The organism is Niveibacterium terrae, from assembly GCF_048213115.1.
GTDB classification, from domain to species: domain Bacteria; phylum Pseudomonadota; class Gammaproteobacteria; order Burkholderiales; family Rhodocyclaceae; genus Niveibacterium; species Niveibacterium terrae.
Genome location: NZ_CP172404.1, coordinates 1,125,646 through 1,140,888 on the forward strand (window position 1 = coordinate 1,125,646; position 15,243 = coordinate 1,140,888).

At 64.0% G+C, this 15,243-nt stretch carries 11 protein-coding genes and 3 tRNA genes; 11 read left to right on the forward strand and 3 right to left on the reverse strand.

Annotated elements, in window-relative coordinates:
• Positions 1–8 precede the first annotated feature (8 nt).
• The 10 genes from ACHFB9_RS05085 to ACHFB9_RS05130 all read left to right on the forward strand — a co-directional run bounded on the left by ACHFB9_RS05085 (position 9) and on the right by ACHFB9_RS05130 (position 6,698).
• The gene (locus ACHFB9_RS05085; protein WP_417069898.1) at positions 9–431 is read left to right on the forward strand and encodes an ExbD/TolR family protein; all 423 of its coding nucleotides are present in this window, start codon (positions 9–11) and stop codon (positions 429–431) included.
• A 1-nt stretch (position 432) separates the two neighbouring features.
• Complete coding sequence (lpxK, locus tag ACHFB9_RS05090; protein ID WP_417069899.1) at positions 433–1,443, forward strand: tetraacyldisaccharide 4'-kinase; 1,011 nt, start codon at positions 433–435, stop codon at positions 1,441–1,443.
• Positions 1,424–1,594, forward strand: coding sequence for a Trm112 family protein (locus tag ACHFB9_RS05095; protein WP_417069900.1), 171 nt, complete (start codon positions 1,424–1,426; stop codon positions 1,592–1,594). Before lpxK ends, ACHFB9_RS05095 begins: the two co-directional genes overlap by 20 nt.
• Positions 1,591–2,367 carry a 3-deoxy-manno-octulosonate cytidylyltransferase gene (kdsB, locus tag ACHFB9_RS05100; RefSeq protein ID WP_417069901.1) on the forward strand — a complete coding sequence of 259 codons (777 nt, stop codon included), beginning with the start codon at positions 1,591–1,593 and terminating at the stop codon, positions 2,365–2,367. The genes ACHFB9_RS05095 and kdsB overlap by 4 nt, the downstream gene beginning before the upstream one ends.
• 56 nt (positions 2,368–2,423) lie before the next feature.
• Positions 2,424–3,077: an adenylate kinase gene (gene adk, locus ACHFB9_RS05105; protein ID WP_417069903.1), complete on the forward strand. Its 654-nt coding sequence runs from the start codon at positions 2,424–2,426 to the stop codon at positions 3,075–3,077.
• 159 nt (positions 3,078–3,236) lie between these two features.
• A complete protein-coding gene (gene ggt / locus ACHFB9_RS05110) occupies positions 3,237–4,979 on the forward strand; it encodes a gamma-glutamyltransferase (protein ID WP_417069905.1) in 1,743 nt (580 codons plus the stop codon).
• 248 nt (positions 4,980–5,227) lie between these two features.
• The gene (locus tag ACHFB9_RS05115; protein WP_417069906.1) at positions 5,228–6,286 is read left to right on the forward strand and encodes a porin; all 1,059 of its coding nucleotides are present in this window, start codon (positions 5,228–5,230) and stop codon (positions 6,284–6,286) included.
• Positions 6,287–6,411: 125 nt separating this feature from the next.
• Positions 6,412–6,488 (forward strand) — tRNA-Pro (locus tag ACHFB9_RS05120).
• Positions 6,489–6,519: 31 nt separating this feature from the next.
• Positions 6,520–6,596, forward strand: a tRNA-Arg gene (locus tag ACHFB9_RS05125).
• 26 nt (positions 6,597–6,622) lie between these two features.
• Positions 6,623–6,698: transfer RNA gene (locus ACHFB9_RS05130), tRNA-His, on the forward strand.
• A 126-nt stretch (positions 6,699–6,824) separates the two neighbouring features.
• On the opposite strand, the gene ACHFB9_RS05135 is transcribed toward ACHFB9_RS05130, so the two are convergent.
• Entirely contained in the window at positions 6,825–7,376 is a 552-nt protein-coding gene (locus ACHFB9_RS05135; RefSeq protein ID WP_417069908.1) for a hypothetical protein, read from the reverse strand.
• A 377-nt stretch (positions 7,377–7,753) separates the two neighbouring features.
• On the opposite strand from ACHFB9_RS05135, the gene ACHFB9_RS05140 reads away from it, so the two are divergent.
• Positions 7,754–8,881 carry an ABC transporter substrate-binding protein gene (locus ACHFB9_RS05140; RefSeq protein ID WP_417069910.1) on the forward strand — a complete coding sequence of 376 codons (1,128 nt, stop codon included), beginning with the start codon at positions 7,754–7,756 and terminating at the stop codon, positions 8,879–8,881.
• A 28-nt stretch (positions 8,882–8,909) separates the two neighbouring features.
• Here the strand turns inward: ACHFB9_RS05140 and ACHFB9_RS05145 are convergent, their stop codons facing one another.
• On the reverse strand, positions 8,910–9,479 hold the full coding sequence (locus ACHFB9_RS05145) for a D-Ala-D-Ala carboxypeptidase family metallohydrolase (protein ID WP_417069912.1): 570 nt from the start codon (positions 9,477–9,479) through the stop codon (positions 8,910–8,912).
• Between the two features lie 24 nt (positions 9,480–9,503).
• Positions 9,504–14,990, reverse strand: coding sequence for a CHAT domain-containing protein (locus ACHFB9_RS05150; protein ID WP_417069914.1), 5,487 nt, complete (start codon positions 14,988–14,990; stop codon positions 9,504–9,506).
• Positions 14,991–15,243: the final 253 nt, after the last annotated feature.

Consider the following 15,243-nt stretch of genomic DNA (forward strand, 5'->3'; position numbering starts at 1 on the left):
AGCGAGAGATGAATTTTCGTCGCGGACACCGGATCGAGGAAGTCGAGATCAACCTGATCCCGCTGATCGACGTGATGCTCGTGATCATCATCTTCCTGATGCTGACCACGACTTATTCGAAGTACTCGGGCCTGGAGATCAATCTGCCGACTTCCGAGGCGCCGGCCACGGCCCAGGTCTCCAACGAGATCGATGTCGCGGTGACGGCGGGAGGCGAGGTGCAGATCAACCACGTTCCGGTTCCCGGTCACGACATCGCGGCGCTCGCTGAAGCGCTGAAACAGGCGAGGCCCAAGACCGACAAGGAACCGGTCGTGATCATCAGCGCCGATGCGAAGACGACACACCAGTCCGTCATCGACGTGATGCAGGCGGCCCAGCAGGCAGGCATGCCGCAGATCACTTTCGCGACCCAGGCGAGCAGCGACTGAGGTGCCCGCTTCTCCTCGATTCTGGAAACGCCGCGGGACGACCGCGGCGTTTCTGTTTCCGCTCTCGCTGATCTTCGCGGTCCTTGCCGCGCTGCGCCGCCTTGCCTACCGGGTCGGGATGCTGCGCGCCCATCGGCTGCCTGTTCCGGTCATTGTCGTCGGCAATATCGCGGTCGGCGGCAGCGGCAAGACACCGGTCGTGCTGTGGCTCGTCGAGCGACTCATCGGGGCGGGGCGCCATCCGCTGATCATCAGCCGCGGCTATGGCGGACGCCAGGCCGGGCCTTTTGCGGTGGCGCCCGACACCGATCCGGCCGAGTCCGGCGACGAGCCGGTGCTGCTCGCCCGCCGCGCTGGCTGTCCGGTCTGGATAGGGCGGGATCGCGTCGCGGTGGCGCGCGCCGCGCTCACTGCGCACCCTGAATGCGATGTGATCGTCACCGATGACGGCCTCCAGCACTACCGCCTCTGCCGCGATATCGAGATCGCGGTCGTCGATCCCGAGGTGCTCGGCAATCGTCTGCTTCTGCCCTCCGGTCCGCTGCGTGAACCGCTGTCGCGGCTCGCGCGCTGCGCTCTGGTGCTGGCCCACGGTGAGCTGCCCGCCGGGTTGCGCGCGCGCTGCGGGGCCGCGCCCGTCCATTCGATGAGTCTTGCTCCCGGCGCGCTCTATCGGCTCAGCGAGCCGCTCTGCCGCCGCCCGGCCGGTGAGCTCGCGGCCCTTCGCCTGCGCGCGATCGCCGGCATTGGCCGGCCCGAACGCTTCTTCGCAACGCTGCGCGCGTTAGGCCTCGCGCCCGCGAGCTGCAAGGCTTTTCCCGATCACCACGCCTTCGGCCCGGCGGATGTCGCGCTCGAAGATGCCGATGCGCTCGTGGTCACCGAGAAGGATGCAGTAAAATTGCAGTCTTTCGCCCCTGAGCAATGCTGGGTCCTCCCCGTGGACGCCTGCATCGGCCAGGGAGCTTTCGATACGATTCTGGAGCGCCTCGATGGATGCCAAACTGCTTGAAATTCTGGTTTGCCCGATCTGCAAAGGTCCGCTCGAAGAGCGCGGCCAGGAGCTCGTTTGCAAGCCCTGCCGGCTCGCCTATCCGGTCCGGGACGGCATTCCGGTGATGCTTCAGGACGAAGCCCGGATTCTCGGGAACGACGAAGAATGATCCCTTTTGAAGTCGTTGTACCGGCCCGCTACGCGTCGACGCGTCTGCCGGGCAAGCCGCTCGCCGATATCGGCGGCAAGCCGATGGTCGTGCGCACGCTGGAGCGGGCCCAAGCCTCGGGGGCGCGTTCGGTCTGGGTTGCGACCGATCACGCGGACGTCGAGGCGGCGGTCAGGGCCTGCGGTGGTCAGGCTCTGTTGACCCGTGCGGACCATCCGAGTGGAACCGACCGGCTCGCCGAAGTCGTCGACCGCCTGGGCTGGCCGGACGATGCGATCGTCGTCAATGTCCAGGGCGACGAGCCGCTGATCGACCCGGCTGTGATCTCGGCCGTGGCCCGGGCTCTGGCCGACGATCCGGAGGCGGCGATTGCGACCGCGGTCCATGCGATCCACTCGGCGGAGGACTTCTTCAACCCGGCCGTCGTCAAGGTCGTTGCCGACCAGAACGACAACGCGCTGTATTTTTCGCGCGCGCCGATGCCCTGGGCGCGCGATGCGTTCGCTCGCGACAAAAGCGTGCTGCCCGCGGCTCTGCCCGCCTTGCGTCACGTCGGCCTCTACGCGTACCGGGCCGGGTTTCTGCGCCGCTACGCCGGACTCGCGCCGTCTCCGCTCGAGAGCGTCGAGATGCTCGAACAGCTGCGCGCGCTGTGGCATGGCTACCGGATCAAACTGATCAGGCTCGCTTCCGCGCCGCCCGCCGGAGTCGACACTCCGGAAGACCTGGCGCGGGTGAGGGCTTTTTTCGATGCCGCGAATCCCCCGCGGTGAGACCGGAAGCTCGCGCTTTCGCGGGCTTCACTGCACTGAATCAAAAGGAGAACACGATGCGACTGATCCTTCTCGGACCGCCTGGAGCTGGTAAAGGAACCCAGGCCAAATTCATCTGCGAGAAGTTCGGTATCCCCCAGATCTCGACCGGCGACATGCTGCGCGCCGCGATCAAGGCCGGCACGCCGCTGGGCCTGGCTGCGAAGAAAGTCATGGACGCCGGTCAGCTGGTGTCCGACGACATCATCATCGGCCTGGTCAAGGAACGCCTGACCCAGCCGGACTGCGCGAAGGGCTATCTGTTCGACGGCTTCCCGCGCACGATCCCGCAGGCCGAAGCGATGAAGACTTCCGGCGTTGCGATCGACTTCGTGCTGCAGATCGATGTGCCCGACGAGGAAATCGTGGCCCGGATGTCCGGTCGCCGCGTGCACCTCGCCTCCGGCCGCACCTATCACGTCGTGTTCAATCCGCCCAAGGTCGAAGGCCTCGATGACGAGACCGGCGAAGCGCTGATCCAGCGCGACGACGACCGGGCCGAGACGGTCAAGAAGCGCTTGGACGTCTATCACGCCCAGACCGCGCCGCTGGTCAAGTACTACGGCGACTGGTCCGCGACCGGAGAGGCCGCCGCGCCGAAGTGCCGCAAGATCTCGGGCGCCGGTAGCGTCGAGCAGATCACGACCCAGGCTTTCGCCGCGCTCGCCTGAGCGCGGGTGACCTGGTCGTCGAAGAGGGCGCCCTGCTGGGCGCTCTTTTTTTCGCTGAAAATCCCTGCGCTGCGGCTTGGCTCCTCTGGCCTGTGGATCGTGCGCCGCATGCGGGGCAGAATCGCGAGCCTGCCCGCATTCCTCCCGGATTCGAAAACGATGAAAAGACTGCTCTGCGAGATGTTCTCCGTATCAGGCCTCTGCCTGTTGGCGCTGACGGCTCAGGCCCGGGGCGAAGCGCTGCTGCTGCGCCCGGAGGCAGCGGTCGCAGTCGAAGCCAAACCCGCGTTGGCCGTGCGCCGCACGCTGGTCGTGGCCGCCCATCCGCTGGCCGCCGAGGCCGGACGGGAGATCCTCAGGCAGGGCGGCTCGGCCGCCGATGCGGCGATCGCGGCTGCGTTCGTGCTGGGTCTGGTCGAGCCCCAGTCCTCGGGCTTGGGCGGAGGCGCTTATGCACTGAGCTGGAACCCGGGAAACCGGAAAGTCCGCGCTTTCGACGGACGGGAGACCGCGCCGGCCATCGCCGGGCCCACCTGGTTCGAGCGGTCAGACGGTGCGACGATGGGGCTGCGCGAAGCGATCGCGTCGGGACGCGCGGTCGGCGCGCCCGGCCTCGTCGCGGTGCTCGCCCGGCTGCACGAACGCGAAGGGCGGCTGCCCTGGGCGCGTTTGGTGCTGCCGGCGCAAAGGCTTGCCCGCGAAGGCTTCCCGGTCTCGCCCCGGCTCGCCGCTCTGTTGGCTCTGCCGCCCGGAATCACGGACCCCGAGGCGCGTGCGCTCTATTTCGACGCCGAAGGCCGGCCTTATCCGGTCGGCCACACGCTGCGCAATCCGCGCTACGCGGACACGCTGGAGCTGATCGCCGCGCGCGGGCCGGCGGCGATGCAGACCGGCGAAGTCGCCGCGGCGATCGTCGCCCGGACGCGTGAAGCGGCGGGGCGGCCGACCCTCTCGCTCGCCGATCTCGCGGACTACCGGGCCGTCGAGCGCGAAGCGCTCTGCGCGAACTATCGCGCCTACCGTGTCTGCGGCATGCCGCCATCGTCTTCCGGCGGCAGCACGGTGTTGGCGATGCTGGGCATATTGTCCCGCTTCGATCTCGCGGCGCTGAGGCCGGTGTCTGCCGGGTCTATCCACCTGTTCGCCGAAGCGGGGCGCCTTGCTTACGCCGATCGCGACCGCTATCTCGGCGATCCGGACTTCGTCCCTGTGCCTCTGCCCGGCCTGCTCGCTCCCGACTATCTGGCCGAGCGCGCGGGTCATATCTCGCTCGCGCGCAGCATGGTCAAGGCCGAAGCCGGGCGCCCGCGTGGGGCGAAGGCGTTGGCGTCTGCCGAGGCTTATCCCGAGGCCGGGACGACCCACTTGAGTGTCGTCGATGGCGAGGGGCGCGCGGTTTCGCTGACCTCGTCGGTCGAAGACGCTTTCGGTAGCCGGATCTGGGTCAAAGGCTTTTTTCTGAACAACCAGCTGACCGATTTTTCCGCACCCGGCCCTAAGCCAGGGGTGGTTGCGAACGAGGTGGGGCCGCGCAAGAGGCCGCGCAGTTCGATGTCGCCGACCCTGGTCTTCGATGCCGAGGGAAAGCTCTTCGCGGTGCTCGGTTCGGCGGGCGGAGGAGCGATCATCAACCATGTCGCCGAAACCCTGGTCGCGCTGATCGACTGGAAGCTCTCGCCGGCCGAAGCGCTGGCCTTGCCCCGCTTTGGCAGCCGCAACGGCCCGACCGAGCTGGAGGCGGGAACGCGCGCCGAGGCGCTGGCCGATGCGTTGCGCGCGCTCGGGCACGAGGTGAGGGTGGGGCCGGACCCCAGCGGCCTTCACCTCGTCGTGCGCAAACCGGGCGGCGGCTGGTTCGGTGCCGCCGACCCGCGCCGCGATGGTGCGGCACGAGGGGATTGATGTTCCTTTTGGGGCGAAAGCGGGTGGATTCTTGCGGATTTGCTGAGCCTTAAAGGTCATTCGTTGCGTCAAGGGCGGAGAAAGTCGCTTTTTTGGCAATGAAATCGGTGTTTCGGTGAGTTTGAGCATGTGTTTTGCTTGTAAGGCCGGGCGTGGGACTGCAGCATTTCCCCCGATATTCCGGAATTAACGCCTGCCTGGATGCGAGGCCACCGGGAGTGGCAGCTCAAACTCAAGGAGAAACAAGAATGCAGAAGAAACTGATCGCGCTGGCGCTGGCCAGTCTTGCCGCCGGGCCGGTCCTCGCCGCCGATACCTCCGTAACCCTCTATGGCTTGCTCGATGCCGGCTTCGCCTGGCGCGGCGACAACTACGACAGCTCGGTCGGCTCGCGCAAGAGCGTCGACAGCGGCCAGTTCAATGGATCGCGCCTGGGGGTCAAAGGCCAGGAAGATCTCGCCCCCGGCGTCAAGGCGCTCTTCCAGCTCGAAGCCGGCATCGCGGCGGATACCGGCCGGAGCAACCAGGGCGGAGCGACCTGGGGCAGGCAATCCTGGATCGGCCTCGAAACGAATTCGATCAAGGCTTCTTTCGGTCGCCAATACACGCCGGCCTTCAATCTCTATGCGAACCTCGACCCCTTCGGTCTGGGCTCGGTCGCCGAGCTGAACAACATCTTCACCCACGTCGCGGCGCGGGCGAACAACGCGGCCTACATCGCGACGCCTTTCTACGGTGACAAGTTCGCGGTCGAAGCGATGTACTCGACCCAGCTCAGCGGTGACGAAGCCCAGGGCAATTCCAAGGATGTCCGCTACGCGTCGGTCTTCCCCAAGCTCAAGCTGGGCAATGCCTTGCTCGAAGCCGGCTACACGAAGCAGACGACCAAGGGGGCTTCCGGAACCGATTCCGCGATCGACCTCGGCGCGATCATCGATCTGCAGCCCGCCAAGCTGACTCTGGCCTACGCCCGGGTCGAGAACGGCGCGAGCGAAGTGCTCGCCAATGGCGACAAGAAGAAGTACGACCGCTTCCATATCGGCACCACCGTGCCCTTTGGCAATCTGAGCCTGCTCGCTTCGTGGAACTACTCGAAGGACAAGAATGGCCTGAACGACAAGGCTTCCCAGCTGGGCATCGGTGCGACCTACGATCTGTCGAAACGCACGACGCTGTACGCCGCGTTCGCGACGATCGACACGACCGATGGCGCGAACGCGGGCAAGGCCTATCAGGTCTATGACGCGACCAACGACGCCTTCGGCTATCGCCGCGGCGCGAACATCGGCTTCTTCCACTCCTTCTGAGCGGCAGGAACGGGTCGGCGAGGGGCGCCTTCTGGGCGCCCTTTGCCTTTCAAGACGGAAAGTTCGGATTCCCGCGCGATACGGGATTGACGCGGGATCAATTTCTCTATACTATTGCTTGCTCTCGGGGTGTAGCGCAGTCCGGTAGCGCGCTTGCTTTGGGAGCAAGATGTCGGGGGTTCGAATCCCTCCACCCCGACCAAAGCACCCGCTCCGAGGAACCGATGGGCGAACCGCCCGTAGCTCAACTGGATAGAGCAACGGCCTTCTAAGCCGTAGGTTACAGGTTCGATTCCTGTCGGGCGGACCAAGTAGTTTGCAGTACAGATTTCAGTGGCGGCATTAGCTCAGTTGGTAGAGCACTGGATTGTGATTCCAGGTGTCACCGGTTCGATCCCGGTATGTCGCCCCATCATTCAAGCAAAAGGCCAATCCACAAGGATTGGCCTTTTGCTTTTCCAGGAAACGAGTCAGAGGACGTCACTTCCTGACGAACACTCGGCCCTTTCGACGCGAGTCAATACCCGGTGGCTGCTTTTTACCGCTTCTCCGTGGATAGACGGAGTTGAGTCAATACTTCCTGGCCCGCCCAGAACAGCGAAGAGAGCTCGCTCTGTGCTGACTCGATATCGGAAAGAGCGGTTTCGAGCACCCGAACCCCCTGGAATGTAACCAGGTAGAAGCACACCTTTCCCTTTCCGGGATAGGGATACTCTTCGGTCGGTTCTGCTCTTTCGAAGAATTCGTCGGCGGCAACAATCAGCCGTTGCGAAGCAAGCTTGACCTTCTCGTGTGCGCCGCCGCCAATTATTCCGAACGTTGATGTGGTGTAAAGGCTTGAACTGCCATCGCTGAACGACACAATTGTTGCTGTTTGATCATTGATTGGAAAATCAATCAGAACGGCATAGGTGCGGGGAAAGTCTCTGGAGGGGGAAATGCCAAAATGTTCCGCAGGGGCTGACAAGGCGCGGAGCCTCAGTTCGCGCATGACGTCGGCACCAGATTTCTGAGGACTTTCGGTCTGTGCGTGTACGGCAAGGCCAAACGCAGATAGCACGGCAATCGCAATTCTCTTGAATGGGTTCATGTAATTCCGGTCTCTGACAGAAGGAGGCATTTCTTCCGGATGGCGTCGTCCTTGTTCTCTTCAAGAGAACTCCTGATGTTGGCGGATCCCGCAGGAAGCTTTTGCGGGCTCCCTCCGGTGGTTTTCTGGCGCCTTTCCGCCACGCAGCACGAGTGTGCCACTTTGCGCACCCCGCGGAAACGGTCCGCGGGCCCGGCAGTGCGCAATTTCACGGGAGCTGAGCATCCCCGCTTGTCAGCGTCGAGATGACGATTGCAAACTTTTGAAAGCGAACGTGGCGGGGTGGGGAGCGACGTTTGCTGATGGCATAATGTCCACGGCATTATCCGGTGACCCCGGCGATGCCTACCCCCACTTTGAACAGGAATTTGCCATCCATGCTCGGAAAACTCGGTGTTTGTCTCGTCTCGGCGCTCATTGCCTCTACCGCGGTCCAGGCGGCCGACGTCGTCGTCGGCCAGGTGGCTCTGCTGTCGGGCCAGGGGGGGGCGGAGCTGGGGCAGGGGATGCGTCAAGGCGTCGAGGCCTGCTTCGCGCAGGTGAACGCGTCGGGGGGGATCAAGGGGCAGAAGCTCAAACTCGTCAGTGAGGACGATCACTACAGCCCTGCCGAGACCGTCAAGCTCACTGCGAAGCTGCTGCAGATGCCGAACCTCGTCGCGCTGACCTCCTACCGGGGGACCGAGACGACGCTCGCGCTGGCGAAGTCGGGGCTGCTGGCGAAGTCCGGTGTCTCGCTGGTTGGAACCCTGTCGGGCGCCGAAGAAATACAGGGCGTCCCGAACATCTATCACACGCGAATCAGTTTTCAGAAAGAGATCGAGAAGCTGATCCAGCAGATCAACACGATGGGCATGAAGCGGATCGGAGTGTTCCATCCGGCCGATGCCTTCGGTCGGTCCGGCATGGCCGCGGCGACCAAGGCCCTCGCTTCGCTGGGCTCCAAGCCAGCCGCCGTAGAGATCTATGGCGCGAACCCGACTCAGCCGAGCATCGACAAGTCCGTCCAGGCGTTGACGAACGCGAAGCTCAACGCGGTCGTCGTCATCGCTTCGAACGCGCCGGCCTACCTGTTCATCAAGCGCCTGCGCGAGCTCTCTCCGGCCACGCCGATCTATGCGATCTCCGTCGTCGATCACGAGCTGGTCGTCAAGGCCCTGGGGCCAAAGGCGGCGCGCGGAATCGGCTTCTCCCAGGTTGCCCCGTTCCCGTTCAGCGATTCCAAGCCCATCGTCCGCGAATACCGGAAGGCGCTGAGCAAGTATGTGCCGGGTGCCAAGCCGTCCTATTTCAGCATGCAGGGCTATGTCAACGCGAAGGTCCTCGTGCTGGCGATGCACAAGGCGGACAAGCCGCTGACGGCCAAGTCGGTCTCCGCGGCTCTGGCCAAGCTGGGTCCGGTCGATCTGGGTGGATTCGTGATCAACTTCGACAAACGCACCCACAACGGTTCCGACTATGCGGGTCTGAGCGTCGTTGGCGCGAACGGCCAGTTGATCCACTAGTTCCTGCGGGTTTGCGCGCGCGGCAGAGCTATTGGGCCGCGGCGCGCAGCCCCTGCACATAGATCCATTTCCCGGACTTGGCATCGCGCACATAGCTCAAGAGCTGTTTTCGATTGATTCCCTGCTGCGGGAGTTTGAGCGAGATGTGCACCCAACCCGAATTCGGTCCCTCGCTAGGGTCGAAGCACTCGCAGATGATCTGATCGAATTCGGGCAAGTTGTCAGCCGCCCACTGGGCCAACTCCAGCGTGCTCTTGCCGACGATTTCCACGTCGCAGGCGCAGCCCTGGGTGTGCTGGCTGGTGCTCAACCAGCTCTTTGGCTTGTGTTTTAACGCGCGCTCCAGCTCCTGGCTGCGATACACGCTGTTGGGTGTAAATGGTCCGAAGGCAGCCCGGAGAGGCTGCAATACCTTGCGGGCCAGGTTGACCGCTGCCTGCAACTCTTTATCGCCGGGAAAGCGGTTATCCACTCCAGCCCGGCTGGCGAGCTCAGAGCGCGTGAGCTCATAGACACGGAAGTTGGGGGCGATCAGGTCAAGAGGGTCCAGCTTCTGGAGGCTGAGCGATTCCAGTTTCGTCCGGGTGAGGTCAGTCATCGTGATCACTCCGCATGAATGCGCTCAGAGCGCTGCGCGCAGCGTGGCGAGCGCGTTGATCAGGGGTTTGTCCTTTTCCGCGACTCCATCGAGCGTGCCGACCATCTCGCGGACGAAATCCAGATGTTCGAGCACCGAGCAATGCTCACGGGGGCCGGCATCGCGCTGCATCGCCGCCCGGTAGAGTTCGGCGATGTGCGTGACTGCGGTTGTGGAGGCATCCGCATCGGGAGCGTCCTGGGCAAGAAGCAGAACCAGTTCGCAGTTGGGCTCGGTCATGCGATCCGCGAAGTTGGGCCTCTGGACGTCACGGTTCTTGGCCTCGGCGATCATGCGCTGGCAGTCGTCGGCCAGCGTCCTCCGCCAGGCTTCGTCGGGGCTCATCTCGGACCTCCAGCTCAGGACTCGCGCGATCGCCCAGTTCGAAAAGGCGCAAGGGTCTGACCAGCCGCTCAATTCGCAGGATTTCCCGTAATAGCCGGCCATGTTGGCCAAGGCTTCCTGGCGTTTTGGCGCGGAGGCTTGAACCCAGGCGAGATATTTGCAGGCTTCCCCCAGCTGGTTCAAACGTTCCGGGCTTGGCGCGTGCAGGTTGATCGGGTCGAGTTCATCGATGGCGTGCTCTATTTCCGAGATCACGACCGCACGGCCCGCCTCGGTAGCGGATGCGCTCGCCGATGCGCGCAACTCGGACCAATGCTGGGCCGCAAGCTGCACATGGAAAATCGCGCATTGCTCGAGTGCGCGCACCGGACAGTCGGCCGTCTTCGCCGACAGGGCTGTTTCCAGCCAATTCACCGCTTCCGCCCATTCGCGGGTTTCTCCCCAGGCGAAACCCAGCACGGCGGCCACGTCGGCGCGGCAAAGCCATTGCGCTCTCTCCCGGGAAGGGATCCCGCCGAGCTTTTCAACGAGACCGGCCCGCAGGCCTTCCAGCTCTTCCCGGCTGCCGTTTTCTTCGCGTACCCGCCGGCGAATCCACTCGGTGTAATTGCGGATGTCGGAGACGAATTCCACTGGAGCGTGGTAGGTTTTGGACGGGAGCCGTTTCGCGTCGTTGCCGTCTCCGCGCAGGCGATAGCCGGGGTCGCCATAGCACTGGTAGGCTCCCCAGGTATTGACGTTCGGGAAGCGCATCCAGATTTCTTTTCTGGCCGCGAGGACAGCTTCGCCGAAGCTTTCGCCATCGAGAAGATGGCAGTAGAAGCTCGCCGCGAAGGCTTCGCCCGCCGCGTCGTCCACGGCCCAGCCCGCCGCGACAACCGCTTTGACGCCCATGTTGATGAACTGCACGGCCAGATTCGCGGCGAGGGTATTGAGCTGACCCTCGCGGGCCGTTTTGCTCAATGTCTTGCCGAGGTGGCAGCAGTTGAGGAACACCAGTTCCGGCACCCAGCGCATCTGTTCGACATCACCGGGAGTCAGGAATGTATTCTTGCCGATCACCATGCCGGACACGCGCTTGGAAACTACCTTGTTTGAGACGGGCTTATCCGAATCCTCGGCTTTGAGCTCGAACTCGTGCTCGCCGTGTCCTGCCAGGTGAAGGATGCGCCAGGCCTTGTTGTGCAGACCGGCCAGAATTGCGTCGGCCTTGCCGTCAATACACTCGAGCGTCGCGAAGCCCTTGGCGCTGAGCAGGCTGGATACCTTCTGGGCTTCGTGCCGGGCACCGGGCAGATCGCCGAACAGATCCCAACCGGAAAGATCGGGATTGCCGACCACAAAGGCATTGGGCTCGGTGGCGTGGGCGGGATGGGGCCGGAAATTCGGCGTCTTGAGCTGACGCACCAGGCCGGCCGCAATGGCCGGAGGGAGGCTCCCCTCACTCCAGCGGTCTTCAATCAGCTCCCACGGATAGCGGGCTGACACCGCGTCGACCAGCAAAACCCTCGGCTCATCTTTCTGGGCGAGCTCCTTCAGGCGATTGGGCAGCAGCATTTCATACAGAGTCTTGGTGACCTCCGTGTTGGCGCTTGCCGATTGCGATGCCTGGCGGATGAAGCCGTCAGCCAGGCGCAGCTGGCCTGTCGCCAGCGTTTCCTCCGCGCGGGCGCGATCCGTCGTCGCGATGAACCTCAATGTTTCGGTCGCCTCATCCTCGATGATCTCCAGGCGCTGCCACCAGCCCGGAGCATCGTCACCGCGAACACGGCTCAGCGAGCCTTGCCCTGCCGCGATCGTCCCGGATGGCCAGACAAGCCTTAAGGCGAGCTGGCTGTCCTTGAGCACTTTGTCCAGCGCTTCGGCCGCCGCAATCGCGATGTCTTCGTACAGTTCGACGAACTCGATGCGGTCGATGATCACCTTGCCATCGAGCTCCGCGTCTTCGAGCTTCTTGTTGGCCGCCACCGCGGCCTCCAGGATGGCCTCGATCGAGTCGCGCACCGATACGCCGCCGGCGCTCGATCCGGCTCCGACCAGCAGGCAACTCAATGCGGCCGAGCGCACCTGATTCGCGGGGCCGAAACGCTCGTCCGGCCACTGGGCGACGCGCTGCGCGTAATTGAGCATCGCGTCGCGAATGCTCTTGCTCAGCAGGGCCGGACTCAGTTCTCCGACCTGTCCCAGCCCGATGACCACCGCACCGGCCGGGGTGGCGCCGGCTTTTTCCTGGAAAAACAGCGCGTGGCTGCCAAGGCGTTCCGGGTACAGACCCAGGCGTGAGCGGCGGGATAGAGCCTTCCCGAGTCGGGCATCCAGCGAACTTTCGGCGCTGATGATGGAGTCGCCGAGGTAATGCCCGACGATGACCGGATAGCGCGCATAGGCCAGATCACCATGAGTCAGAGTGATTTCGATGAGCGGCATATCCCTGCCGCTCGACGTCTTGCTGACGGGGCGGGAGATTCCGAAACCGAAATCGCTCAAGCTCTCTTCGTCGGGGAGGCCGTCGCAGGGCGGTAGTGCCGGCAAGAGGAAGCGCACGGGGGCCTCCGCGCGGGCTCCTGCCGGTGCGGTGTTGGCAAGGCGTGTCGTTGTGCCGGTCATCAACAGGTCGAGGATGCCGGGGAAGGCCTGCTTGTTCGTACACAGCTCGTCGTGGGCCGTGTCTTCGACGTACCAGGTCGGCACGTCGGGCAGTCGGCCCGATTTCCAGCTCACGGTGCCGTCGCCTTCACCGCTGGCAATGAACGCCAGACGATTTTGTCCGGCCAGCCAGGGCTCCTCGTATTCCTCGATCCGGTAGTCGACGACCGTCGCCCTCTGACTTCCGGCCACATAGACCATGTGCTTGGGATCGGGGGCTGCCTGTCTGAGCAGATCCCAGGTGGATTGCGCGTGGCCCAGCGCGTCGGCGTCCGCGGTACTCCAGTGCGCCGCCAGTTTTCCTTTGAGTTCGTTCCAGAGTGTCAAACGGGAAAAGTCAGGGCCGTTCGGGTCGAAAGGCAGCAACTCCAGCAAGCCGGGGAAACGGTTGACGATGTCGATGATCTGATCCGTGTCATGGGCCAGATCGAGCAGGCTGATTTTCGCCAGGGTCGGGTTGTGTCCGGTCAGCCACCTGACGGCCTCGTGCGAGCCCAGATTGGGCGTGCCCAGCATCATGAAGCGGCTGTTGGGCAGAGCGATGATGCGCCGCCACAAGGCCGCACCCCGACCGCCATCGGCGATCATCGCGCGAACCACGAGTCCGCCCATCGAATGGGCCACCAGGTGCACCGGCTGTCCGCTGCGTTCGAATTCGGGCAGCCAGTTCTCCAGGCTGTCCGCCAGTTTGACCGCGGCTTCGCGCACCGACAGACGCCAGTCGTAGGGGAATACCTCGACACGGTGGCTGCGCGTCAGAAACTCGATCAATGGGCCATAGAAGTTACCGAGGATGTCGGTCGGCCTGATGTCCGGCTTGCCCATCCTCAAGCGCGCCAGCCCCCCTTTGAGCAGTGCGAAGTATCTGAGCCATACCGTGTCGTCGCCGGCATTGAGGGCGCTGCCCATGGTGCCGGGAAGGAGCACGGCGAGCGGTCGCGGAATGCTGACGCTGCGGCTGCGCCGCATCGCCTCGATGTAATGGGGCTCTTCCTTCTTTGCCTGAAGGATGGGTTTGAAGCCGCCGTCGCTGCCATCGGCCCGCGTCAGGCCCGCCACCAACCAGCCCACGCTCTCCTTGTTGCTGAAGTAGTTGAAGTGGCACACCCCCGGGCCTTGAGCGAACTGAAAGCGGGCCTCCGGGCGACGTATTCCGCCGTACATCGAGCGGGTATTGACCACCAGATCGTGGTCGGAGCCAAAAAACCAATCCGCCGCCAGAAGTTTGATCTGGCCCCATAACGAATCGCCCTCGATATCGCCTGCAATCACGCTCAGATCCGCGGTGCTGACGAGGCCGGGGAGTTGCATCATGTGGGTCAGTGCCGAGCCGGGCATCATTGCTTCGAGCCCCGGCAGCGTGCGCGGATCGGTGCGCTCCTTGACCACGGCGAGCATGAAATCGGCCGCGTCATTGACCAGACTGTTTCCGGTCAGGTGATTGAGCACCGAAAGCCAGCGATCCAGCCGGCCAGAAGCCAGAGTGGTTCCGAGGGCCGGGCAAGCCACGCGGACGAAGCGGCGCACTTTCAGCTGGCGCTGCTCGAGCAGTTCGAGCAGCTCGAGCAGCCTTGCCCGATCCGCGTCGTAGGCGGCATCGCGCTCTTTGGCTGCATCCTGCTGCAAGGGGCACAGGCCCAGATCTTTGGCGATCGTCCGATCGGCCGCAAACAGATCCTCGATCTGTCCGGCGTTCAACGGCGCGTCCGTTTTGTTGCGCTCGGCCAGGCACAGAAGCTCCCCGATCAGGCCGCCTCGGGAGTGCGAAACCAGATGCAGCTCGGTGCCTTTGGGCAGGCTGTTGACCAGATCCAGCGCGTTCTGGATCGGGCTCACCGTCAGCGAGCGATGTTCCAGCGCATAGACGCGCTCGCCATAACGCGCCTTCAGCGCGCTTCGCGCCGCGGCGCCGTGCGGGGTTTCCCACAGCTTGCCGAAGCTCCCCGCGAAGCTGGATGCCGTTCCGTGCAGAAACACCAGAACGGGATCCGCGCTGGCGGGCAGAGCTGCTTCCTTTACGGCCGTGAGTTTCAGGCTGTCGTCCAGCGAACAGCGATAGAGCCCAGGCGCGTTGCCGAGCAGTTTTTCTTCGAGCACATGGCCGAGCGCGCCCGCGGCCTTGCCCTGCAGATCGACCCCGAAGAATTCCAGCGCCTTGATGCCCAGTCCAAGCCAGCCTCGCTCCCCCCGGGCGCCGGCCATCGCGGGCTCAGAGACGATCTCCCACGCCTGGCCGCCATCGCGCCCCAGGGCTTCCCGACCCTTTTCGCGGATCAGATCATCGATGCGCGTCCAGAGTACGAAGCCATTCTCAAGCTCAAGCCGTACCACCTGATCGCTGGTCGCCGTGATCTCGCCGACCCCCGCCTCGCGTCCCGCTCCGGGCAAGATTCGCTGCTGCGTCGAGATGGTGATCTCTGTGGTCCGGGGAGGGGGGCTGGCGAGCTGTTCGCTGCCGCGAATCTGGTAACTGCGGGTCATCGGGCACCTCCTGTTCCCGGGTCATGCGCGGCGTGATCCGGGCATCAACGGTTCGGCTCTCGGTCGAGAATCCAGTTCGTCAGGTGCGCTTCCTGGGCGAGCGTGAGCAGGGATGAGGGGGGAGGGCGGCGATCATCTCCGTTGCACAGATCCGGGATCCTGGCCACTCGAAAAGCATAGTTTGAGAAGGGCTCGACGACACACTTTTTCTGCCCCGCCTTGCCTATCCCGGGCCTTGGCTGCGGCAACGATC